The sequence below is a fragment of the Kosakonia sp. AG348 genome (assembly GCF_003337365.1).
GTDB lineage: Bacteria > Pseudomonadota > Gammaproteobacteria > Enterobacterales > Enterobacteriaceae > Kosakonia.
On sequence record NZ_QPJR01000004.1, the window covers coordinates 25,390 to 47,856 of the forward strand.

Here is a 22,467-nt window from a genome sequence, read left to right on the forward strand (position 1 = left end):
AGCTAAAGAGGTATTTCTTATATCTTCATGAATATACCCGTAACCAGAAAAAAGGAGGTGATCACTACACAAACGGTCGTATCCCTGACAATTCAAAGCATTCCAGATTGACATAGCATCTTTTCGTTCATATGTGGGTACGACAACACAGCATTCCCTTATCAATTGACATAAAGAGGAAATATTTATGTTCATGTTTTTGCCATTTTTGATTGGATTGGGTGTGATCCTGGCTGCCATAACCGGAAAGGAAAAAACCAGTTACATCCTTTGGGCAGCTTTATTGATCATCACAATTTTATCATTCATTCACCATGTAACTGATCCACTGAGTTTATCATTTTAAGGAGCTATGCTATGAAAACCCAAACTCATCCAATGACGGCTGTACACCTGGTTAATATGGTGGGACTTCTTGGAATATGCGTTTCTCTGGTTATAGCTTTTTATTATCAACTCGTTATGCATGAATTGCCTTGCCCACTTTGCCTGTTACAGCGAATTGGGCTCATCATCGCTGGTTTCGGTTTTTTATTTAACATCTACTTTGGACTACGAAACCTGCATTACGGGATGGTAATTATTGGCAGTATCCTGACAGGAATAATGGCATCACGGCAAATGTTTTTACATATTCTGCCCGGCGACAAAGGATATGGTTCTGCATTTCTTGGGTTGCATTTTTATACCTGGGCTCTGGTTACATCAGTTGTGATTATTGCTGCCACTGCGGTAGTTCTGGCAATCAGTGAGATGAATAGTTCGATTCGGCCATTAAATATGCCACCGGCGTTGTTCCGCATTGCCAGTTGGGGATTCCTGCTACTGATTTCAGCCAACCTTGTGTCAACTGTACTGGAATGCGGGGGTGGGCAATGTGCTGATAACCCGGTTATATATGAATTATTATCCAAGTAGCGTGTTTCTATTTCGGATAATGGTCTGACTAATTTTCTCTATCTAATGCTGCTATCCCCTTACCAAATTATTCTGGAGTAACTGTGATTTTTTGTAGACATACAGTACAGTGATTTTCAGTTATTTGGGGTATGGGGTAATGGAATGCAGCCCGGCGCAGATACATGCAGGTTTGATCATTTATAAACGCAGGTCGTTACACCTACAGATACTTGAATAACAGGAGATAAGATACGGTCCAGAAACCGCAATATACGTGCTTTGAGTGGGTTCCGATAGGCACACGAACAGTTTGAAATGGTGCGATAACCGGAGTCGAACCTGAGACCGCAGCATGGCGCATGCGACCTAACTCAAAAATGAGCATAGCAATAAGTGCAAATAAACAACAAAATTAATAAAAATATCATACAAATTATGTTTTAGCGTCAAATAAGATGTCTTATCTCATGGTGTTTAGTCAAACTTCATAAGCAACACAAAAGCCTATAAAATCCACGCTATTGCGTGGATTTTTCATTTCATAGCAACTTAACTCGTCACGTCACACAATATAGTTCGCGTTACCATCAATATTTAATGCGATAAACACAGCGCATATGGCTCCGTAATTTACCCTGCCGTATTTGCCGTATTGATATCAGATGCGTTCGTATTTATATTTCTTCCATTAGATTTATATTTAGAGGAAATTAAAAAACCTCATATAACGACTATAAATTCGTTCTATATCGCAGGAAGCACTGAAATATATACAAGCCACTAATAAGCAACATTTTCGTTGATTACCTGGCGGCATTCTCTTTTATATCAATGAAACACAGTAATTTTTATAGCATACACACCTGGAACTTTGAGTGGAGAAATAATATGAATACTAACGCTTTGGATTTTGTGCTTAAAACACCGATTGAAACCACTGCCGATCTGGCACCGTTACTGGAACGTCTAAAGGGGGTACCGGATCATGGTCAGTCAAAAAGAAAAACCATGCTGACTGATAATAAAGTATCTGCACAAGTCAATGCCGGCAGCCTCATCTCATTTACCGAACGTCTGGATGGGCAGAATAAACAAGATGTGCAGAACTCAACACTGTTCGCTCAACTGGCGGCGGATAAACACTGCAACCGTTATACTGCGCCCATGGATTGGTATCGTTTTTATGTCAATGTACTGGGCCAAATTGGCTGGAACCAACCTGCTTTCGCGTTTGATACCTATACGTCAGGTGCCAGTACCGTAAAACTGGATGAGGCTGTGTTGGGGATCATCGCGCAAATCGCTACTGTCGGTGAGGTTGCATTAGTGGCAGCGGCAATGAAGGCGTTATCCAGCCTGAGCGATACCTCAAAGCAAATGCTTATCTGGGATGCGAAATCAAATTCGGAAAACACCGGTAATTTTCAAATTTTCCCGGCAGATCTGTTACCAAATGGCGATGTGGTAATGATGCTTGATGGTATGCAATTTGATGCGAAGCGCAATGAGGGGCGTTTTTTGTGGGTAACCTGGCAATCCACCTCGATCAAAATTCAACGCGCGGCAAATAAATTCGTCTTAAACGAAGGTGTTTATAAGGGGGTGCGCCAGGCCGTTATTGATAAACTGGGTGATCGGGCAATCGATATGATTGCAAATATTGAAATCTGATATCGAAATACGGTTATTTTACTCTGTCGTCCATGATGAAGTAATAAGCCATGTTATGGACGACCACCTATAATACTTGCGATACATTGCGAGGTTAATTTATGTTGTCACTCCTGAATTCCATCACGCTTCCTGAATTAACAGATCGAGAAAAAACGCTTAAATCTGCCGCCCGCTGTCCTGACCCGGCGATTGGTTCAGATGATGATAATTATGCGCAAATTAACGAAGGTATTGTGCTCTCTTTTGATAAAGCCCTCTCCAGCCAACAGCGGGATGATGTGAGCCATTCTCTGTTATTCGCTCAACTTGCGGCAGATAAGAAATTTAACCGGCATTCTGCCACTCAGGGCTGGCAGGAAAGTTTTACGGGTGTGCTTGCAACGATAGGCTGGAATATGCTCCATTTTGCCAGTCAATCCATTGAGCTTTCAGCACCTGTCGACTGGGCTGCGTTAGTGAATCAGCATATTCCCGACGCGACACAGCCTCTGGCAGGCGCGAGTATTCACGCGGCGCAAGACCTCACATTGACCTCGCCCGCTTTTACCTTATGGGAATCCGCGGCTATCAATCCGCACAAATATAGTGACGGCCTTTTCATTGTGACACCAACGCTGAATGTACAAAATTCGCCGCAAATCATTGTTCTGATGCTTGCTTATCACTTTACCAGTGATGTTGAGGGTTTTATGAAATGGCAAGAAGGCTATTCCATAGATATATACAAACTGGGACTCAAATTAAATGAAGATATTTACAACCAGCTAAGACAACCTATTCTTACAAAGCTTGGCGATCGCCCGGAATATCTGATAGCAAATATCCCAATGGATACAGCAATGTGATTGCCTGACGATAATACATACTAATCCCCTTTCTGACATGCTAATTATTTTAACGACGGCGACGCTTATTAAAATTTATTAGCAACAGGACAATCCAACTGTTTAACCAATAAAAGCAGAGTGCTTATTTGATAGTTATCTGTGTAAGCACTCTTGTTTTACCTGCAGGATATACCTGAAACAGAATTCACAATAAATACATGGAGAAATACAAATGTCTGATACAACTCACGTCTCTTTCACCGCGAAATATGCATCAGTTTCCGCATGGTCGGGGGCGCTTAAAATAACACTTCTCAATAATACTGGAAAAACCATTAACAGCCCTGTGAAAATTAGCTTCGATATGCCGCAAAGCGTTCAGCCGTCTACCAATATTGGGTTGAACATCGAGAAAACGGGGATAAGTACGACACATATTACCGGGCAATTAGCGAACTACCTGACACCAATCGCTAATGGCAAATCGGTCAGCTTTATTGTCAATATCGGTTCCAGTAATGGTAGCTTAAGCGCTAATGTTTTACCGATCGCTTATTATGTAAATGGTGTACTCGCCGGAGACAGCGATACGCCAGATACCACAGCCCCCTCAGCACCGACAGGTCTGGTTTCCACCGGCACCACCAGCTCAACCATTGCTCTTTCATGGAACGCCTCCACCGATGATGTAGGCGTCAGCGGCTATATTGTCACCTGGAGCTGGGCCAACGGAAGGCATACTAAACGCGTACCGAACAACACCACTATCCTCGATGGTCTTAGCGCAGATACGCAATATACAATCTCGGTACAGGCCTATGATGCCGCAGGCAATGTATCCGACAATACTGGCAGCATCAGCGTGCTGACCCGGCCCGTTTCGCCAGATACCACCGCCCCCAGCGTTCCGGTTAACCTGCATGTGACGCGTATTGCGCACAATGCCATATCCCTGGCATGGAATGCCTCTACCGATGACGGTAGCGGCGTAAAAAACTATGTGGTGTCTTACGCCGAACCAGGAGCTTCATCGCAGACCGTTACCGTGACAACAACGTCAGCCACCATCGGCGGCCTGAAACCAAACACCCTTTATACCTTCCGTGTCTTTGCTGTCGATAACGCAGGCAACCAGTCAGCCAGGAGCACTGCAATTAATGGCAAGACTTCCGGTAAACCCTCGACAGGCTCAGGCGCCACTGATTTTGCACCCTATGTTGATGTCACCATATTCGCTAAATGGGCAACAACGCCCCCTGGACTCAACCAGGATTTTATCAGTGATGCGATCGCGTTTGGCGTCAAAAAGTTCCATCTCGCTTTCCTTGTGCAGGATCCCGCCAACCCGAAAAATCCGGTCTGGGGCAACAGTAGTTTTCCACTCAAGGCCATCAAGCCGCTGACAGATTTAATTAATAACGCAGGTGGTGAACCCATATTTTCTTTTGGTGGTTTTTCCGGCGTGGATTTTTCCACCACATGGAGCGTTAATGATCTCGCCGGGTTATATGTCAATATCGCCAATAATTACGGTGTAAAAACGATCGATCTCGATTTTGAAACCCAGGGTTTTTATAATAGCAATGTTGCATTCCCGGCATTTGTGCAAGCTAAGAAGGCCATTCCATATCTGGAAGTCAGTGTCACGCTGCCTGTATTACCGACTGGATTAGTTCAGGCTGGCCTGGATGTACTTACTAGTGCAGCAGCGAATAAATTACACCCTTACGTTAATATTATGGCGATGGATTACGGCCCAAGTTTTGCCGGCAATCAGGGGGATTACGCTATTCAGGCAATTAACTCCACCAAAGATCAGCTAAAAGCGATTTGGGGTTATACCGATGCCGAAGCATATTCAAAAATCGTTGTGACACCGATGATCGGCCACAATGACACTGACCCGTTAGTATTCACGCTTGAGGATGCAGTTAAAGTTGCTGAATTTTCCAAAGCCAATAATCTGCATCAAGTCAGTAACTGGTCTCTGGGACGCGATTTTGCACCTGATACCATCGACGAACATGGCAATATGCACTCGAACAGTAAACCAACCAGTACGCTGATCACTGGTCAGGAAAACTATGCTTTCGCCAAAGCTTTTGCAAAAATCCTCTCCTGAGTGCTCTCTGCGGGGTCGGTAACGACCCCGTTTTATACTACCCCGCCACAAGCTGTGATCATCCTGAAGTGTTCTCTGGCAGCGCCATAATGCATAAACGCCATTTAACATGGCTCGGCCGGAACAGGAAATATACTTCACCTGAACGACGCACGATCACTGCTCATACTGTTTACTCTCTTAATTATTTCAGGAATGGATGGCCAATCATTTCACTTGTTTTTTAATGTATAACCAGTTGATTTATAATCCGTCGCAGAAGATGTAAGCCTAATAAACTTTCATACCCAGCATGAAAAACCTCGCAAGGTATACTGTTAACGACATATGTCTATTATTAAACCTGACACCACTAGCAGTTAGTACATATAGCAAAATGATATTTTTGGGTGAAAGCGAATTTCACAAATTAGGGAACAGCTACGCCAGAGTATAGGAGGGAAAAGTACCCGCAACCGCTTTTTTCCCTCCTTTTATGGGGCCGGATTTCTGACACCAGCGGTGTTAGCCCGGGTCGGATGCCACAATTCACCCATCATGATTAAAAGACGTTTTTTGTTATTGTCTGCACGGGCTTTCAATCAAAACCCTTTCGATTATTTACAGCGAAGAGTATTGCGCAAGTAAGCTCTGGAATCGGATAACGCTAATTCTGCTGCCGGTTACCAGGCTTTCATGCTGTTGTCGAAAGGAACACATCGGCACACCGAAAACCCTACGTTTCAAGGTATAACCAAATGAGATAATAAGATAAGATCCTACTTCGCAAAAATAATTAAGAGGTTATTTATAAGCGTCAGGCATAACTTAAAGTTATTATCCGTTTCCTGTCGGATAAAAGGCCTATGGAAATCACCCTAATTTCAATTGTTCACACCATTGACTACTCTATGAAGTAATAGATTCATTGAAGAAACTATTATATGGAGAAGGCGCATGCATATATTCATGATTGACAAACATTCTATATACATTGAAGAAATGACATCGGTAGTGTCTCATAGCATTCCGGAAGTAAAAATCTGCGGTTTAAATGATTGTAAGAAAATCAATGAAACTCTGGGCAAATTCCCCGCCTCCTTAATTATTCTGGATGGTAATGATAATAAAAAAGCATGTATTGAGTTAATTGATAACTTATCGCAGCACTATCCTGGCATCCCGGTGGTGATGCTGGTAAATAAATGCCAACTCATCTCGTTGCGGCAATTTCTGAATCATCATGCCATTGCTTTTGTCAGGCGCGACTCCCCCCCCGAAACCATCACACAAACGCTACATACCGCTTCTGCGGGCATGCTCAGCTTTCCCCACGAGAATATGACGGTTCTGGATAATAACCATCGTACCCTGGCTTGTCTAAGCGAACGTCAGCGCGAGATCCTCAAATTGCTCGCTGCCGGCGAATCTAATAAACAAATTAGCCGCCTCCTGAATATCAGTCCGGGTACCGTAAAAACGCATCTCGAATCTATTTTTCGTCGACTGAATGTGACTAACCGCACCCAGGCGGCAATGATGTATTTTAAAGAAAGTTAGCCACACTATTTATGCTGTTCGATTGCTGTCAATTCCCAACGAGTCTCTAGCACAAAAGGAGCATCAGATATAAATAATGCTCCTTTTATCATACCCACTCTTTTTTTGGGTTGGTGATTTATTTAGCTTATTTTGCTGCTCTTTTATGGGGAAATTTCTTACTAGATGGCAGATTTGTAGACGGCGGATGTATGCAATAGCTGATTGTTACTATCCCGATACCGATATCTTTAAATATAAAAAAAGAGGATTGATAAGGCGTTAATATGACATCAAACAATAAAAAAGGCACATTTATCGCCACCTGTAACATAAAACCAATCCCCGCAATCAGCAGCCCAATACTATATCCTCGCGAAATATAAACGGTATTGAGAAGGCGATGACTGAGCGCGCTAATCAGAATAATCAAAGCAACAAAAACATCTACCAGAGTGAGTACCCAGTATAAAACCTTCAACATCATGATGGATCTCCTGTTTTTGAACTACGCATGGATCGGTAACGGCCTGGTATTTTGTTAACACCTCTGGCGGCGCGCTTCAGCTCTCCTGCCACCTGCAAAATGTCGCGCTCTTCTCTGTGGCAGAAAAAATTGGCCAGCCAGGCAACCATTCCGACACTGATTGACCCAATGAAATAACCGATCCCCATAGCAGTATCCTTATCTGTAAAATTCATTCCCAGCCATTGAGAGATAATTCCTCCCAGGGTAAATGTCGTACTAACGCTAATCCCCCCGATAATGATGCCCGCCGTCAGGCGGCCACGTTGATACAACTTTTTAGGTTGCCAAAAAAATGACACGCTCAGGCCACCAAATAATCCGGCGAGAGCGGCCAACCAGTTACTGAATAACCCCATGTCATCAATTGTTATCATTGCAGCCTCCTTTAATTATCAAGATATGACCTCAGTAAACGTCATGAGGCCTTAACATCAATTACTGACAAGGGAGAAGCACGACAGTTGTAGCGCCATTATCCGTCGAGAGATAACGCACCGCGCTTTGTGGGTTGTCGATCACATATTTATCAGTACGCAAACCGCGTACGCTATCCGTCACTGCACTGTACCAATTCCCGTCATTCGCAAATTGCTTGCCAATCCAGAAAGAGCGGGGTTGCGCTTTATGTGAGACTCGCCCCGTGATTTTCACACTGAACGACCCCTTGCGGGCGAACCTTCCAGCCTGGCTTCTGTTCTGGTTTCGCTGTTACCTGATTCGCGTTGGGTAACATCCAGTTCGAAGCCAATTGCTCTTTCTTCAATGCTGATGTTTCAATGAGGGATGGCAACAAGCAGGGGAAATAGCCCTGGGCAAAAGAGTCAAAGGTAAGATTAATTACACATTTATACCTGCAAAAAACCACACTCGATAAATAATCTTATTTAATAAACTGTATTAGTACAGACTCGGACTAATACAGTTTTAGATATTTCATTGATTATTTAGTCATATTAGCATCAATGACCTGATAGAACGCATTCCCTGTGTCGGCAATTGTCCATACGCCCAAAATAACTTGATACCCCGAGCGTTGTGGAATAGTACAGTTCATCTGGACTTTACTTTGCGGGATTTTCCCGTTATCAAATCTTTCGCAGAAAGGTTTTAAATCAAAATCAGCCCGAGCTAATGGTTTATTCGGATCCCATCCTTGCTTAGTGATGTAATATTTCCAGGAAGTTGTGCTATGGCGGGCGGTGAGCGTCCAGTCAAATGTATGCGCGCCACTTTTGAGATTGACTTTGTACCAACGACCTGGTGTCTGTTCATTTAATTCAGAAAAACTCGGATTCCCTGCGCTTGCGATTAAACCATCGGAAGGACCGCCGTCAGGAAAACCTTTCACGCCTTCAATCGATTGAGGTTCATACATCACCGCGCCACAAGCTTTATTTAATGCACCGCCCGCGTGAGTGCAAAGAAATGAACGACTTGGTGGGTTATCAATATATCCATGCGCGTAAACATAACCAGTCAGAAATAAAGATAACATTAAGATCAGTAGATTTTTTTTCATGATTGAATATTCCTTTTCAGATGTGATATTACCTGTTGATATTAATAACCAGGCTGATTTAAGATTTTTATTGATATACCTCCTTTACAGAAAAAATATAAAAACGCGCCGGGTTCATCGCATTTTAAGGTTTGCAGATAGAGGTCTTACCTTCTCTGCACAACCTTTGCAGGGATTCCGGCGCCTGGTTTTCCGGGATCAACAACTGCATCTCTTTTTGCCGGGCCGTCCAGGTAATCTGGAGGCGGTAGAAACGCTGGTCACCCTCGCCTGGAGAATTTGCCAGGCCAGGCCGCTGCCCGAGCGGTAATGCCTGGCGAAGAATAGTGTCAAGGCGCTGGCGCTGCTCTGTATTCAACTGCGCTATTTCAATGCACTGCTTTCTGATGAGTTTCGGCATATAAACCAGCCCGCCTTCACGGGCCAGTTCAATCACCACATCATCGGTGAGTTCAGGCGTGCTCACCATAACACTCCAACTTCTCTCCAGGCCTGCTCGATGGCGTTGGCAACCGCTTTGCCGGAACGTTTTCCACCGTGATAGATAGTCAATCTGGCGAAGGTGGCGAAATCTGCGTCCGGAGTCAGTGACTTGTCACAAACCGTGTCGTACCAGGCGTAACCGGTTTTTTCCCATGCATAACCGCCGACAGCGACAGATGCCAGGTAAAAGGCGCGATTTGGGATACCGGAATTTAAATGCACACCGCCATTGTCATCGCGGGTTCGGACATAATCGTTCATATGGGCGGGCTGCGGGTCGGCACCTAACATCGGATCGTTGTAGGCGGTGCCCGGCGCAGACATGGAGCGCAGCGCACGGCCATTAATTCTTTCACCCAGTAATCCTTCGCCAATCAACCAATCAGCCTGGTCGGCGGTTTGCTGGTAGTAGTATTGCTTCACCAGCGAGCCGAAAACATCTGATAAAGATTCATTCAGTGCGCCTGACTGCGCATAATAGATCAACCCGGCCTCACTGCCGGTGACGCCGTGACCGAGCTCATGCGCGATGACATCGATGGCAATCGTGAAACGATTAAAAATAACACCGTCGCCATCACCAAAAACCATCTCCTGCCCATCCCAGAACGCATTCATATATGATTCACCGAAATGCACGATGCCATTCAGGGCCATCCCCTGGTTATCAAGAGAATTGCGTCGCCAGACTCGCCAGAAGAAATCATGCGTCACGCCGAGGTACTCATAGGCCTCGTCCGCAGCGATATCGCCATTGGAAGGTTGGCCTTCATAACGTACCAGCGTGCCATTTACCGTCGACTGATGATGCGCATCGTAAATATTACGCATCAATTCGCCAGGGTAGGTGGCCAGAGGCTTAGAGATTCCTTTAAGGCCGATATCCATCAAGTTTTGCACATGGACTAAAGTTCGACGCGCAAAGTGTTGCTGCGCCTCAGAGCCATTGTCGATGATGCGACGTAAAATATGGGGAGGAATAAGACTGTGTGGGTAATATGCGGGCATATTATTCTCCTTGGCTTTATTTAGGCTGTATGAGGACATGTTGGCCTCCTTGCAATAAAATTATCTACGAGCAAATATGCTGTTCCCCTTGAAATAAGAAAGAACAACAAAAATATAGGCCTGCCCACCTCTTTTACTCAATACGGCAAATAAACCAGGGCAAATTACGGAGTCTTACGCATTGTTATTTTATCGCCAGCAATAAAATCACTTTCACCTGACTATTACCTGAAAAAAAACATTATTCAGATGTTATTTAATGCAAACCCTCACCCATCAGATAGCTCATAATCAGGCAAGCATTGCCTCATTAAATATATTATTAACCTTTGCGTATATTCCCCGACAGATATAAAGGAAGGTTATACCAGATGTGATATTTTCCGCGTCTGCAACATCTGCCCTACCCTTCGTCTGCACAAAATAATTATATTGCGCGACGCCCGGTTAATAGTGCATATCAACGGCGATAAACCCGGTAAACGGAATGATTTTCTGGACACTTTTCCGCTAATCAATAGCCACGGATATTCCCGACACTTCCGGGCCGCTGATAATAGTGGTTTCATACTCCGCCGGTGGCATGGGGTTGCGCTAACCATGCTGACGCTTACTGATATAAAACAGTTCGTTGTCATCGAAATATCGCTGCGGGATCCATCTCTCGTTCGGTAGATTTTTTTCTTTAATTCTTCACGCTTCAGTAACGGAAAAAAGTTTCTGTAACGGCATTGTCGTGACCGTCAGCACGACGACTCATGCTGCCCTCCAGGCCGTGTGATCGGCACCCCAGGTCATCAAAATGGCTCTGCGGTGCCTGTTAAACCCATGGTGATGCAATCACATGAGATCTGATTGCCTCTCTAAAAGCTGTTACCTCACCTGAACGCTTTTTCAGGACTCACCACCATCCAGACCGCCACACCGATAATAAGCGCCCCCATAATGAAACCGCTGTTAATGGTTTCGCTCAGTACCAGATATCCCCATAGCACGCCAAACGGCGGAATTAAAAATGTCACGGTTAATGAACGTAACGGCCCGATATCGGCAATCAGTCGAAAATAGAGGATGTAAGCCCATGCCGTGCAGAATACTCCGACTGCAATGACGCTTACCCAGGCCTCTTGCTGCAGCCAGTTAACCGTTGGCCCGAACCGGGTGCTGCAGATGAAAAAAGGCAGCAAAAAAACCGTTGCGCCTGTCTGACTACCGAAAGCGACTATTTTCGGATCGAGTCCCCCTTTGTTTGAAATCCAGCTGCGCGTCAGAAAGCCGGCGATCCCATAACAACTGGTCGCGATAAGACAGGCAATAACGCCGATGATTTGTTTATCCGCTGATTGCGCTTCACCGATGGTGGTAATCACGATAATGCCGATAAGCCCCAGCAGCACGCCCCCCCATTTTTTGAGGGTAAGTTTCTCGGCAAAAAAGGAAAAACCCACCAGCGCACCCATCAACGGGGTGGTTGCATTCAAAATGGCCGAATACCCGGCAGGCAGCCATTGAGCCGCCAGACAATACATCAGAAAAGGCAACCCGGAATTAATAACGCCGAGGATAAATGAGGATTTGAATTTATCTTTAAAATCAAACGAAGATTTAAACAGTAATAAAATGACCGCGAGTCCGATAAAACCAAAAAATACCCGCAAAAATGCCGTATTAATCGCACCGAACTGCGGTACCGCTATGCGCATAAAGAGAAAACTCGCGCCCCAGATAGCGGCAAGCAACACTAACCGAAGATAATCAGCAACACGCATAACCGTTCCTTTTCGTTTACGGGGAATTCACGGCGAAACTGTGAAACATGCCAGACAGACTGACAAACAAGATTTTTGTTTATACTTAAGATTTTCTAACTCATGAGACAGTGTCGTTAATGAAAATGCCACCTTTACATGCGCTTATGTGTTTTGAGTCGGCCGCGAGGCTGATGAGTATCAAAGCGGCTGCGGAAGAGTTATCTGTGACATCCAGCGCTGTCAGCCAGCAAATCGCAAAACTGGAAAACTTCACCAGCACCAGGCTGTTCATCCGCAGCCCTCGCCGTCTGGAACTGACAATCGAGGGGCGCATCTATATGCGGGCGATAAGACCCGCGTTCAGCCAGATAGCAGAAGCAACGCAACACTTAATGAATGAGGGAAAGGCAAACAAAGTGACGGTCAGTTGCACCAGTGGTTTTGCCATTCAATGGTTACTGCCGCGCCTGCCAGCCTTTGAAAAAGCCAATCCGGGTGTGGAAGTGCAAATCAGCACCACCAACAGGCAGGTTGATTTACTTTCCGAAGGGATTGATTTCGCTATCCGACACGGTGCGGGTAACTATCCGGGGCTGACGTCTGAGGTTCTGGTAAACGACAATCTTCTCCCGGTCTGTAGCCCCCGATTACTCGCGGCAGAAAGCGAACTCTCAGGGCCGCGGGATGTGGCAAAGTACCCGCTGCTGCACGATGAGCACCGGCTGGACTGGGCCTTATGGTTTCATACGCTGGGTATTGACGATGTGAAGAGTGACACGGGCCCCATTTTCATCGACTCCAATGGCGTGATTGAAGCGGCAATTGCAGGTAGAGGCATCGCGCTTGTTCGCCGTGCTCTTGTACGCGAAGAGCTAAGAAGTGGCCTGCTAATTAACCCGCTGAAAATCTCGCTTCATTCGCCGATAGCCTACTATCTGGTGTATGAGGAATCCGCGTTGTTGCAGAAGATAAGCCGCCGCTTTCGCGACTGGATCTCGGCTGCTGCAGCCACTGAAGAGTAAGGACGTAGTATGCAAATCGATCTCCATTTACTTGAAGAAATCATCAGCAAAATTTTTATTGAAATGAAGCAGCGGGGAATAGATAGCATTGCGCTGGATGCCGATTATTACTGGAATGTTCCCTCCGCATCCCTCTACGATCCTCATCGTGAGCCAGATAAATTAGACATCGGCCAGCTGGTTGATGACTACGACATATTGAAGCTGGCTTATGAGAAGAACAGTCTGGTTAGCTATAACTTAAAAAATGTCGCGGCAATCATGAGATTCTTATCGGAAAAATATTCATTTTGAAGGCAAAATTGTGGCTGGCATCTCAGTGTTAACGGTATCACCTCTTGTCGCTGAAACAGATTGTGCGCGGAATTCGTTCGTCCTGCGGAACACAAGCTGCCTGTTTTGTGACTGACGGAAGAACGGCTAAGCCAACAGACTGAGCACTAAAATCCCTACGGGTGCGCGGTATTTCCCCCCTGCCGGCGCGACATTGCGCGTTGTTCGCGCCCGGCGCAATGGGGAACTGGCCTTTGTTGCTGCCCCTTCCCCAGGGTGGCGCAGCGTTATCGCGGACATGAGGCGATCCCGGCGCTGCGTTACTGTTTAACCCATACCAGTTGGTCAACCCGGAACCCGAGGCTTCGCGCGGTATTCAGATAATCCTGTTTTACCGTTTCAGGAAGCGTCGGCGTGCGGGAGAGGATCCACAAATAGTCGCGGTTCGGGCCGCTCACCAGCGCGTACTGGTAATTGTCATCGAGTTTGATCACGTTATAACCGCCGTAAAACGGGCCAAAGAACGATACTTTCAGCGCCGCGGTGGTCGGCTCGCCGGTGAAATAAGCCTTCCCTTCGCTCTCGCTCCACTTCTGCTTTTGCGGATCAAAACCACGGTTAAGGACGCTGATCCCACCGTCGCTGCGCTTGCCATAAGTGGCAGTAACCTGTTGAAGCCCGCGCTCAAAACGATTTTCCAGACGCGCGATTTCATACCATTTACCCAGATAACGGCTGGCGTCAAACCCGGTGATCGGCTGCACCCATTTTGGCGGCGTCGGAGATTTACAGGCGACAAGTGTCAAGGCGATAGCCACACCCGTCACCACTGGCCATAACTTCATGAGAACTCCTTTCATCTTCGCGGTTGGCAGTAAAGTGTAGTGCAAACGGCCCACACTTCATTCAACCCATAAATATTCGTAGTATATTGAGAGCATTCTTTATTATCGGGTTTACCTTATGTCTTACTCCATCGGCGAATTTGCGCAACTTTGCGGGATCACCGCGACCACGCTGCGTGCCTGGCAGCGTCGCTACGGCCTGCTCAAACCGATGCGCACCGATGGCGGTCACCGGCTCTACAGCGATGACGATGTGCAGCAGGCGCTAAAAATTCTCGATTGGGTGAAAAAAGGCGTCCCTGTCAGCCAGGTGAAACCGTTGCTGGAGCGCCCCGGCGCGCGTCGCACTAACAACTGGCTGACGCTGCAGGAAAACATGCTCCAGCGCCTGAAAGAGGGAAAAATCGAATCCCTGCGCCAGCTTATTTATGATTCAGGACGTGAATATCCGCGCCCGGAACTGGTAACCGAAGTGCTGCGACCGCTGCGCAGTAAAGTGTCGGCCAATATCCCGGCGATGATGACCCTGCGCGAAATCCTCGATGGCATCATCATTTCTTACACCTCCTTTTGCCTTGAAGGAGACAGAAAAGCGCCGGGCGATAACTATCTCATCACCGGATGGCACCTTGCCGATCCGTGTGAAATCTGGCTTGAAGCGCTCAAACGCACCGGCCAGGGCCACCGTATTGACGTGCTTCCCGTGCCGCCTGCAACCTTAGCGCCGGAGATCCTGCCGGAACGAAAGTGGTTGCTGGTCACTTCCGGCAAACTCACCGTCGCCCGTAAAAAACAGATCGAACTCTGGCAACCACGCGTTCGCTCCCTCGACGTCATCTCGCTCTAATCCCTTCCCTGCGCAGGCCTATGCATCAAGCGCAACGGTTACCGTTGCGTATCACCCTCATTTTTTCGCAAAAAATCACCTTAAACAACCAATTGAATTCTCTACTAAATAAAAAATATTTTCATCAAAACTTGGACAAATAATTTTAATTGTGTAAGTTTGAATTATGCAGTTCCGTTACGTTGTTCAACGCCCTGGTGAGAGTCATGAGCACACTGTCCCGCGTCATCGATCGGTTTGTTGAGTACTACGCCCGGCTGGATAGCCAGCCCGTCTCTGCGCTATCCGCGCTGTATCACCCGGATGCGCTGCTTATCGATCCGTTTGGCGAACACCTGGGGTTACCGGCTATTGAGCGCTATTTCAGCCACCTTCTCGCCAGTGTTAACCACTGCCATTTTTCCATCGACTCGCCACTTCACGATGATGCGCGTTTTGCCACAAGCTGGACCATGCACTGGTCGCATCCGCGCATTGCCGGCGGGAAACACCTCACGCTGCCGGGCTGTTCAGTGGTGGATGTGCGGGGCGAAAAGATAGTGCGGCAGCGCGATTACTACGATGCCGGCGAGATGATCTACCAACATCTGCCGCTGCTGGGTTGGGCGGTTCGCGGTGTGAAACGGAGTGTGCGCGCATGATGACTGTCCTCATCACCGGCGCCAGCTCCGGTATCGGCGAGGGGCTGGCGAGATCCTGGGCCCGCGATGGCTACCACGTTATCGCCTGCGGGCGTGACCCGGTGCGGCTGGAAGCACTCCGGCAATCCAGCCCGAACATCACAGTACGCCTGTTTGATATGACCGATCGCGAAGCCTGCCGCCATGCGCTGGCCGATTGCTGCGCCGATCTCACCATCCTCTGCGCAGGTACCTGCGAGTATCTCGATCGCGGCGTGGTGGATGCAGAGCTGGTTGAACGGGTGGTCACGACCAATTTTCTCGGGCCGGTCAATTGCATTGCCGCGCTGCAACCGCAGCTGGTGGCGGGAAACCGCGTGGTGCTGGTCAGTTCGATGGCGCACTGGCTGCCGTTTCCACGCGCCGAGGCGTATGGCGCGTCGAAAGCCGCGCTGAGCTGGTTTGCCAACAGTCTGCGGCTGGACTGGGAAGCTAAAGGCATTGCCGTCACGGTCGTTTCACCCGGTTTTGTGGATACGCCGCTGACGCGTAAAAACGATTTTGCCATGCCAGGCCAGGTAAGCGTTGATGAGGCGGTAAACGCTATTCGTCGTGGTCTGGCGAAAGGCAAAAACCACATCGCCTTCCCGACCGGTTTTAGCCTGATCCTGCGTCTGCTGGCCGGGCTGCCCTCTTTTCTTCAGCATGCGCTGTTGCGCAGGATGGTGCGTTCATGAAGATTGCCATTATCGGCAGCGGCATTGCCGGGTTGACCTGCGCCTGGCGGCTGGCGGGACACCATCAGGTGACGCTGTTTGAAGCACAGCCCACCGCTGGCGGGCATACCGCCACGGTCGATATCACCACGCCGCAGGGTACTTACGCCATTGATACCGGTTTTATCGTCTACAACGATCGCACCTACCCGCGCTTTATGGGCCTGCTCAGCGAGCTTGGCATCCGTGGACAAAAAACGCAGATGAGCTTCTCGGTGCATAACCCGCACAGCGGTCTTGAGTACAACGGGCATACGCTCACCTCGCTATTCGCTCAGCGGCGTAATCTTTTCAACCCTGCATTCTGGGCGTTACTGAAAGCAATTGTGCGCTTTAACCGGCTGGCGAAAGCGGCGTTACAAGACAACATGGATGAGAATGCCACGCTGCAAACCTTCCTTGAGCGCCACCACTTTAGCGATTTCTTCGCCCGTCACTACATTTTGCCGATGGGTGCCGCCATCTGGTCATCCTCCTTGCAGGAGATGCGCCGCTTCCCGTTGCCGCTCTTTTTGCGCTTTTTTGAACATCACGGCCTTTTGGATATCACCCATCGCCCGCAGTGGTATGTGGTGCCCGGCGGCTCGCGGGAGTACATCCGTGCGATGCTCTCACAACTGGGCGATCGCCTGAGCCTGCAGCTTAACGCGCCGGTGCAAAAAGTGACTCGCCATGACAACCGCGTCGATATCGAGCTTGCCACAACCACGCAGACTTTCGACCAGGTGATTTTCGCCTGCCACTCCGCGCAGGCGCTGGCAATGCTTGATGCCCCAACCCCTGCCGAACGTGAAGTGTTAGGCAATATCGGCTGGCAGCGCAACGCGGTCGTTTTGCATAGCGATCCCCGCTTGCTGCCGGTACGCCAGCGCGCATGGGCAAGCTGGAACTATCGTCTGAGCGAGCAGGATCATGCCAGCGCCTGTGTGACTTACAACATGAATATTCTCCAGGGGCTGCCGGCGGGAAGCCCGCTATTCTGCGTCACGCTGAACCCGGATAAGCCTATCGATGATCGCTACGTCTGGCAGCGCTTTGTCTATGAACATCCGCTGTTTAACCCGGCAAGCTGGCGCGCCCAGGCACGGCGTCATGAGATTAACGGCCAGCACCGGAGCTGGTACTGCGGCGCTTACTGGTACAACGGATTTCATGAAGATGGCGTGCGCAGCGCGCTCGATGTCGTCCACGGCATCGCCACCAGCGAGGGGCGCGCCGATGAATAGCTGCCTGTATCAGGGCGTGTTGCGCCATCGTCGGCTGCAGCCGAAAGCGCACCATTTTCGCTATAGCGTATTTATGGCCTGGATTGATCTGGACGAGCTTGATGCGCTGCCTTCGGTTGGCATTCGCCGTAATCGCTTTGCTGCGGCCTCATTCCATGATGCGGACTATCCGCTGGGCACGCCGCTTAAAGCGCGTGCGCTCGATCAAGTGGAAAAGCTGACCGCCGAGCGCCCGGACGGCCGCGTGATGCTGCTGACCCAGTTGCGCTATTTCGGCTTTCACTTTAACCCGGTCAATTTTTACTACTGCTACGACAGTGCGGGTAGCCTGCGCTGGGTGCTGGCAGAGGTGCGCAACACGCCCTGGAACGAGCGCCATTACTACGCCGTTGACGGCCAGACGCCGCGCCCGCTGGAAAAAGCGTTTCACGTCTCCCCCTTTAACCCGATGGAGATGGTCTATCACTGGCGCTTCAACAGCCCCGGCAAAACGCTGCACATGCATATCGAAAATCATCAGCAATCAAAAGTGTTCGACGCCACGCTCATGCTGAGCCGGGAACCGTTAACCCGCGCCACGCTGGCGTCTTTACTGCTGCGTATTCCGTTGATGACGCTAAAAACCGTGTTGGCTATTTACTGGCAGGCGCTGCGGCTGTGGCTCAAACGTGTGCCGATTTATCCTCATCCCGTGAGCAGGAGTGAACGTTCATGACCGATCCCGTCTTTGCGCTTGAACCCGAGATTTCGCGCAACGTCCGTATCGCGCGATGGATACTTTTCCGCCTGCTGAGCGGCATTCAGCAAGGCTCCATCACCCTGCGTGAAGGCGCCCAGGCGTTTCATTTTGGCGATGCCTCAGCTACGCTGCGCGCCGAGGTGCAGATTGTGGCACCCGGTGTTTACTGGCGGCTGCTGACCGGCGGCAGCCTCGCCGCTGCTGAATCCTGGATCGCGGGTGACTGGGAGACCAGTCAGCTTAGCGCACTGCTACAGATCCTGGCGCTGAATAGCCGCGTGCTCGGGCGGCTGGAGAGCGGTTTTCGCTGGCTTAGCCGACCTGTTGAGCGGCTGCGTCACTGGACGCGGCGCAACCATCGCCAGCAGGCGCGGGAAAATATCGCCGCCCACTACGACCTGGGTAACGCCTTTTACGCGCAGTTTCTCGATGAAAATCTGCTCTATTCCAGCGCGCTTTTTGCCGACGAAAATCAGGATCTTGCCGACGCGCAACAGGCCAAAATGGCCAGGCTTTGCGAACAACTGGCGTTGACACCTGCCGATCACCTGCTGGAAATCGGCACCGGATGGGGCGCGATGGCGGAGTACGCCGCCCGTCACTATGGTTGCCGGGTAACCACCACCACGCTTTCGCAGGAGCAGTACCGCTGGGCAAGCGAGCGCATTGCCCGCGCGGGGTTGCAGGATCGTGTGCAGGTGCTGCTTTGCGACTATCGCGATCTGACAGGTGAATTCGACAAACTGGTGTCGATCGAGATGATAGAAGCCGTCGGTCAACGCTATCTGCCTACCTTTTTCAAAACCTGCCAGGCGCGTCTGCGTCCCGGTGGCAAAATGGCGTTGCAGGCCATCACCATTCAGGATCAGCGCTACCGCGACTACAGCAAAAGCGTCGATTTTATTCAGCGCTACATCTTCCCCGGTGGCTTTTTGCCGAGCATCACCGCCATGAACGATTTGATGACGCGCCACACCGATTTTGTCGTACGCAATCTGTTCGATATGGGCCCTGACTACGCCCGCACGCTCGCGCACTGGCGGCAGCGTTTTAACCACGCCTGGCAGGAGATTGAAAAGCTCGGCTTTGATAACCGCTTTCGCCGCATGTGGCTCTACTACTTTGGCTACTGCGAAGCCGGGTTTAACGCGCGCACCATCAGCGTGGTGCAACTGACCGCGGAGCGCGTATGAAACGTTATCTGCAGGTCTTTTTATTGGCTATCGCGTTCGATCTCTACTGGACGCTGGTGGTACTGTTTCGCGAGCGCGGCCTGGTTATCTGGCTTACGCTGGCGATCGCGGCCTGCATGCTGTTATCCCCCACACAGCGTCTGTACGCCCTGTTTCTGGCAGGAATGGGGGGCGGACTGGATGCATTCTGGGCGCTGACGGGTCTTATCGAATTTAGCGGCGATTCGCTGCTGCCGCTGTGGATGGTGGCGCTGTGGCTGATGTTTGCCTGCGTCTGGACGGCGCTGAGCAGTACCTCGACACTTCCCGGCTGGGCCCTGATGTTGATGGCGACAGGCGGCGGCCCGGTGGCTTACATCCTTGGCGAACGATTAGGTGCCATCACCTTTCTGGCCCCCACGTTTATTGTCGTTAGCTCGATGGCCACCGGCTGGCTGGTGATGATGCTCTTTTTCCATATTGTGACGGGGAGGCGCTGATGCGAACCGCGTTACTGATGTTGCTGTGGCTTGGCGCGCTGGTGCCTACGGTCCACGCTGCCGACTGGTTAAGCTGGCGCAAAGTTGGCGACGCGACGCTGACCTGGGGGCCGTTTACGGTTTATACCTCGCAGTTGCGCACGCCAGACGGCCGCTACACCGGCCCTGAACAGGATCAGGCGCTGATCATCACCTACCAGCGCGATATCGACCGCGACGAACTGGTAGACGCCACCCGCGAGCAGTGGCAGGCGCAGGGGATCCTGGCGCGCGAGCCGCAGAGCGAAGCCTGGTTGCACATGTTGCGCACGCTGTGGCCTGACGTGACGTCCGGCACGCAACTGGCGTTTGTGATGCGCGGCAAACAGGGGCAATTCTGGTATCGCGCCGCTTCGTCGCAGCAAGGCTTTAGCCCGCTCGGCCCATACCAGTCGGAGGCGTTCAGCAGCCACTTTCTGGCGATCTGGCTTGCGCCCGCCACGCAATATCCCGCCCTGCGTCAACAGTTGATCGGAGGTCAAAAATGAAACGCATTCTGGCGCTCGGCCTTGCGCTGATGATGCTGCTGGCCGGTTGTAGCAGCGAGATTGGCGATTATCAACACCAACAGCCGCCGCTTGATATTTTCCGCTATTTCAACGGCACCACCGAAGCCTGGGGGATGGTGCAGGATCGCAGCGGCAAACAACTGCGCCGTTTCCATGTTGAGATCAAGGGCGAGGTGGTGGGCGAGACACTCACGCTTAATGAGCACTTCGTTTATGACGATGGTGAAAAGCAACAACGGGTGTGGCATATCCGCCGCGTCGGTAGCGATCGCTACGAAGGTACGGCAGGCGATATTGAGGGCGTGGCAACCGGGCAGTCGGCCGGTAACGCCTTTAACTGGCACTACCGCATGAACGTGAAAGCCAACGGCAGCACCTGGTTGCTGACCTTTGATGACTGGATGTATCTGCAGGACGACACCCATTTATTCAACAAAACAGCGATGAAGAAGTTCGGCATTACCGTCGGGACGGTGACGCTTTTCTTCACCCGCCAAACGCAGTAAGAGGATAGCGCCATGAAAACCCCACCCATGATTGGTATCAGCGGTTGTTTAACCGGCTCCACCGTCCGTTTTGACGGCGGACATAAACGCATGGGCTTCGTGATGGACGAGCTGGCGCGGTGGGTCACGTTCAAACCCGTCTGCCCGGAGATGGGCATCGGCCTGCCCGTGCCGCGCCCGGCGCTGCGTCTGGTGCAGACCACCGCCGGGGATATCCGTATGCGCTTTAGCCACGCCCCGCACGACGATGTGACAGAGAAAATGGCCGAATTCGCCGAGGCGTATCTCGCCCGCCAGGAGGGATTAGCCGGTTTTATCGTCTGCGCGAAATCGCCAAGCTGCGGCATGGAGCGCGTGCGGCTGTATGACGAAAATGGTCAGCGCGGGCGTAAAGAAGGGGTTGGGCTTTTTACCGCTGCGCTGCTGGCGAAATACCCATGGTTGCCGGTGGAGGAAGATGGCCGCCTGCACGATCCGCTGCTGCGGGAAAACTTTGTCGAGCGCGTTTTCGCCCTGCATGAACTCAATACTTTGCGGGCCAACGGCCTGACGCGCCACGGTCTGCTGGAATTTCACAGCCGCTACAAACTGCAACTGCTGGCGCACCATCAGGCGGGCTACCGGCAGATTGGCCCGTTCGTCGCCTCCCTGCATGAGTGGGAAGATCTGGATGCCTTCTTCAGGGTGTATCGCGAAAAGCTGATGGCCATCCTGAAAAAAAATGCTTCCCGGGAGAACCATACCAATGTGCTGATGCATATTCAGGGCTATTTCCGCGAACATTTGAACAGCCGTCAGCGGGGGGAACTGCGCGATGTGATCCTCAATTATCGCAACGGGCGGCTGCCGATCCTCGCCCCGATCACGCTGTTAAAGCACTATCTCGCCGAATACCCGGATGGCTACCTGGCGAAACAGCGCTACTTTACCCCCTACCCCGACGATCTGGCGCTGCGTCTGACCGTTCACTGAATTAATGACAAGAAAGCCCGAATGACCCTTACGGGCTCCTGAACCACCCCCTTTAGACGACATCGTAGTGTCGTCTTTTTTTTTCCGGCA

The 22,467-nt window shown here is 50.1% G+C and carries 25 protein-coding genes and 1 pseudogene; 18 read left to right on the forward strand and 8 right to left on the reverse strand.

Going from position 1 to position 22,467, the window contains the following annotated elements; all coding sequences use genetic code 11:
- Positions 1–187 precede the first annotated feature (187 nt).
- The 6 genes from DFO56_RS24950 to DFO56_RS10360 all read left to right on the forward strand — a co-directional run bounded on the left by DFO56_RS24950 (position 188) and on the right by DFO56_RS10360 (position 7,062).
- Positions 188–346 carry a DUF5993 family protein gene (locus DFO56_RS24950; protein WP_233500395.1) on the forward strand — a complete coding sequence of 53 codons (159 nt, stop codon included), beginning with the start codon at positions 188–190 and terminating at the stop codon, positions 344–346.
- Positions 347–357: 11 nt separating this feature from the next.
- The gene (locus DFO56_RS10340) at positions 358–918 is read left to right on the forward strand and encodes a disulfide bond formation protein B (protein WP_045509516.1); all 561 of its coding nucleotides are present in this window, start codon (positions 358–360) and stop codon (positions 916–918) included.
- 870 nt (positions 919–1,788) lie between these two features.
- Complete coding sequence (locus DFO56_RS10345; protein ID WP_016495795.1) at positions 1,789–2,571, forward strand: hypothetical protein; 783 nt, start codon at positions 1,789–1,791, stop codon at positions 2,569–2,571.
- 101 nt (positions 2,572–2,672) lie between these two features.
- Positions 2,673–3,419 (forward strand): hypothetical protein, encoded by a 747-nt coding sequence (locus DFO56_RS10350; RefSeq protein ID WP_045509521.1) that lies wholly within the window; start codon positions 2,673–2,675, stop codon positions 3,417–3,419.
- Positions 3,420–3,633: 214 nt separating this feature from the next.
- Positions 3,634–5,523, forward strand: a complete 1,890-nt coding sequence (locus DFO56_RS10355; RefSeq protein WP_045509523.1) for a fibronectin type III domain-containing protein — start codon at positions 3,634–3,636, stop codon at positions 5,521–5,523.
- 936 nt (positions 5,524–6,459) lie between these two features.
- A complete protein-coding gene (locus DFO56_RS10360) occupies positions 6,460–7,062 on the forward strand; it encodes a response regulator transcription factor (RefSeq protein WP_016495792.1) in 603 nt (200 codons plus the stop codon).
- A 127-nt stretch (positions 7,063–7,189) separates the two neighbouring features.
- Here DFO56_RS10360 and DFO56_RS10365 read toward each other — a convergent pair whose 3' ends face one another.
- The 7 genes and pseudogenes from DFO56_RS10365 to DFO56_RS10390 all read right to left on the reverse strand — a co-directional run bounded on the left by DFO56_RS10365 (position 7,190) and on the right by DFO56_RS10390 (position 12,349).
- Complete coding sequence (locus DFO56_RS10365; RefSeq protein ID WP_016495791.1) at positions 7,190–7,528, reverse strand: hypothetical protein; 339 nt, start codon at positions 7,526–7,528, stop codon at positions 7,190–7,192.
- Positions 7,525–7,944, reverse strand: a complete 420-nt coding sequence (locus tag DFO56_RS10370; protein WP_045509525.1) for a hypothetical protein — start codon at positions 7,942–7,944, stop codon at positions 7,525–7,527. Before DFO56_RS10370 ends, DFO56_RS10365 begins: the two co-directional genes overlap by 4 nt.
- Before the next feature lie 566 nt (positions 7,945–8,510).
- Complete coding sequence (locus DFO56_RS10375; RefSeq protein ID WP_016495789.1) at positions 8,511–9,089, reverse strand: lytic polysaccharide monooxygenase; 579 nt, start codon at positions 9,087–9,089, stop codon at positions 8,511–8,513.
- Positions 9,090–9,213: 124 nt separating this feature from the next.
- Complete coding sequence (locus tag DFO56_RS10380; protein WP_174240601.1) at positions 9,214–9,555, reverse strand: protealysin inhibitor emfourin; 342 nt, start codon at positions 9,553–9,555, stop codon at positions 9,214–9,216.
- Positions 9,552–10,580: a M4 family metallopeptidase gene (locus DFO56_RS10385; RefSeq protein WP_045509531.1), complete on the reverse strand. Its 1,029-nt coding sequence runs from the start codon at positions 10,578–10,580 to the stop codon at positions 9,552–9,554. Before DFO56_RS10385 ends, DFO56_RS10380 begins: the two co-directional genes overlap by 4 nt.
- 514 nt (positions 10,581–11,094) lie before the next feature.
- Positions 11,095–11,361, reverse strand: a pseudogene (locus DFO56_RS24955) (IS3 family transposase); the annotation flags it as partial.
- A gap of 97 nt (positions 11,362–11,458) precedes the next feature.
- Positions 11,459–12,349: a DMT family transporter gene (locus DFO56_RS10390; RefSeq protein WP_045509534.1), complete on the reverse strand. Its 891-nt coding sequence runs from the start codon at positions 12,347–12,349 to the stop codon at positions 11,459–11,461.
- 119 nt (positions 12,350–12,468) lie between these two features.
- On the opposite strand from DFO56_RS10390, the gene gcvA reads away from it, so the two are divergent.
- On the forward strand, positions 12,469–13,353 hold the full coding sequence (gcvA, locus tag DFO56_RS10395; RefSeq protein ID WP_045509537.1) for a transcriptional regulator GcvA: 885 nt from the start codon (positions 12,469–12,471) through the stop codon (positions 13,351–13,353).
- A gap of 9 nt (positions 13,354–13,362) precedes the next feature.
- Positions 13,363–13,647, forward strand: coding sequence for a hypothetical protein (locus tag DFO56_RS10400; RefSeq protein ID WP_045509540.1), 285 nt, complete (start codon positions 13,363–13,365; stop codon positions 13,645–13,647).
- A 299-nt stretch (positions 13,648–13,946) separates the two neighbouring features.
- Here DFO56_RS10400 and DFO56_RS10405 read toward each other — a convergent pair whose 3' ends face one another.
- Positions 13,947–14,471, reverse strand: coding sequence for a lipocalin family protein (locus tag DFO56_RS10405; RefSeq protein WP_045509544.1), 525 nt, complete (start codon positions 14,469–14,471; stop codon positions 13,947–13,949).
- Between the two features lie 118 nt (positions 14,472–14,589).
- On the opposite strand from DFO56_RS10405, the gene DFO56_RS10410 reads away from it, so the two are divergent.
- The 10 genes from DFO56_RS10410 (at position 14,590) to DFO56_RS10455 (ending at position 22,377) form a co-directional block, all read left to right on the forward strand.
- Entirely contained in the window at positions 14,590–15,318 is a 729-nt protein-coding gene (locus DFO56_RS10410) for a MerR family transcriptional regulator (RefSeq protein ID WP_045509546.1), read from the forward strand.
- A gap of 206 nt (positions 15,319–15,524) precedes the next feature.
- Positions 15,525–15,959: a nuclear transport factor 2 family protein gene (locus tag DFO56_RS10415; RefSeq protein WP_016495781.1), complete on the forward strand. Its 435-nt coding sequence runs from the start codon at positions 15,525–15,527 to the stop codon at positions 15,957–15,959.
- On the forward strand, positions 15,956–16,675 hold the full coding sequence (locus DFO56_RS10420; protein ID WP_045509549.1) for an SDR family NAD(P)-dependent oxidoreductase: 720 nt from the start codon (positions 15,956–15,958) through the stop codon (positions 16,673–16,675). The genes DFO56_RS10415 and DFO56_RS10420 overlap by 4 nt, the downstream gene beginning before the upstream one ends.
- Complete coding sequence (locus tag DFO56_RS10425; protein ID WP_045509552.1) at positions 16,672–17,940, forward strand: NAD(P)/FAD-dependent oxidoreductase; 1,269 nt, start codon at positions 16,672–16,674, stop codon at positions 17,938–17,940. Before DFO56_RS10420 ends, DFO56_RS10425 begins: the two co-directional genes overlap by 4 nt.
- Positions 17,933–18,655: a DUF1365 domain-containing protein gene (locus DFO56_RS10430; RefSeq protein WP_045509555.1), complete on the forward strand. Its 723-nt coding sequence runs from the start codon at positions 17,933–17,935 to the stop codon at positions 18,653–18,655. Before DFO56_RS10425 ends, DFO56_RS10430 begins: the two co-directional genes overlap by 8 nt.
- On the forward strand, positions 18,652–19,872 hold the full coding sequence (locus tag DFO56_RS10435; protein ID WP_045509559.1) for a cyclopropane-fatty-acyl-phospholipid synthase family protein: 1,221 nt from the start codon (positions 18,652–18,654) through the stop codon (positions 19,870–19,872). The genes DFO56_RS10430 and DFO56_RS10435 overlap by 4 nt, the downstream gene beginning before the upstream one ends.
- Positions 19,869–20,351: a DUF2878 domain-containing protein gene (locus tag DFO56_RS10440; RefSeq protein WP_045509562.1), complete on the forward strand. Its 483-nt coding sequence runs from the start codon at positions 19,869–19,871 to the stop codon at positions 20,349–20,351. Before DFO56_RS10435 ends, DFO56_RS10440 begins: the two co-directional genes overlap by 4 nt.
- Positions 20,351–20,878 carry a hypothetical protein gene (locus DFO56_RS10445; RefSeq protein WP_045509564.1) on the forward strand — a complete coding sequence of 176 codons (528 nt, stop codon included), beginning with the start codon at positions 20,351–20,353 and terminating at the stop codon, positions 20,876–20,878. Before DFO56_RS10440 ends, DFO56_RS10445 begins: the two co-directional genes overlap by 1 nt.
- On the forward strand, positions 20,875–21,405 hold the full coding sequence (locus tag DFO56_RS10450; RefSeq protein ID WP_045509567.1) for a DUF3833 domain-containing protein: 531 nt from the start codon (positions 20,875–20,877) through the stop codon (positions 21,403–21,405). Before DFO56_RS10445 ends, DFO56_RS10450 begins: the two co-directional genes overlap by 4 nt.
- A 12-nt stretch (positions 21,406–21,417) precedes the next feature.
- Positions 21,418–22,377 carry a DUF1722 domain-containing protein gene (locus tag DFO56_RS10455; RefSeq protein WP_016495773.1) on the forward strand — a complete coding sequence of 320 codons (960 nt, stop codon included), beginning with the start codon at positions 21,418–21,420 and terminating at the stop codon, positions 22,375–22,377.
- Positions 22,378–22,467 lie beyond the last annotated feature (90 nt).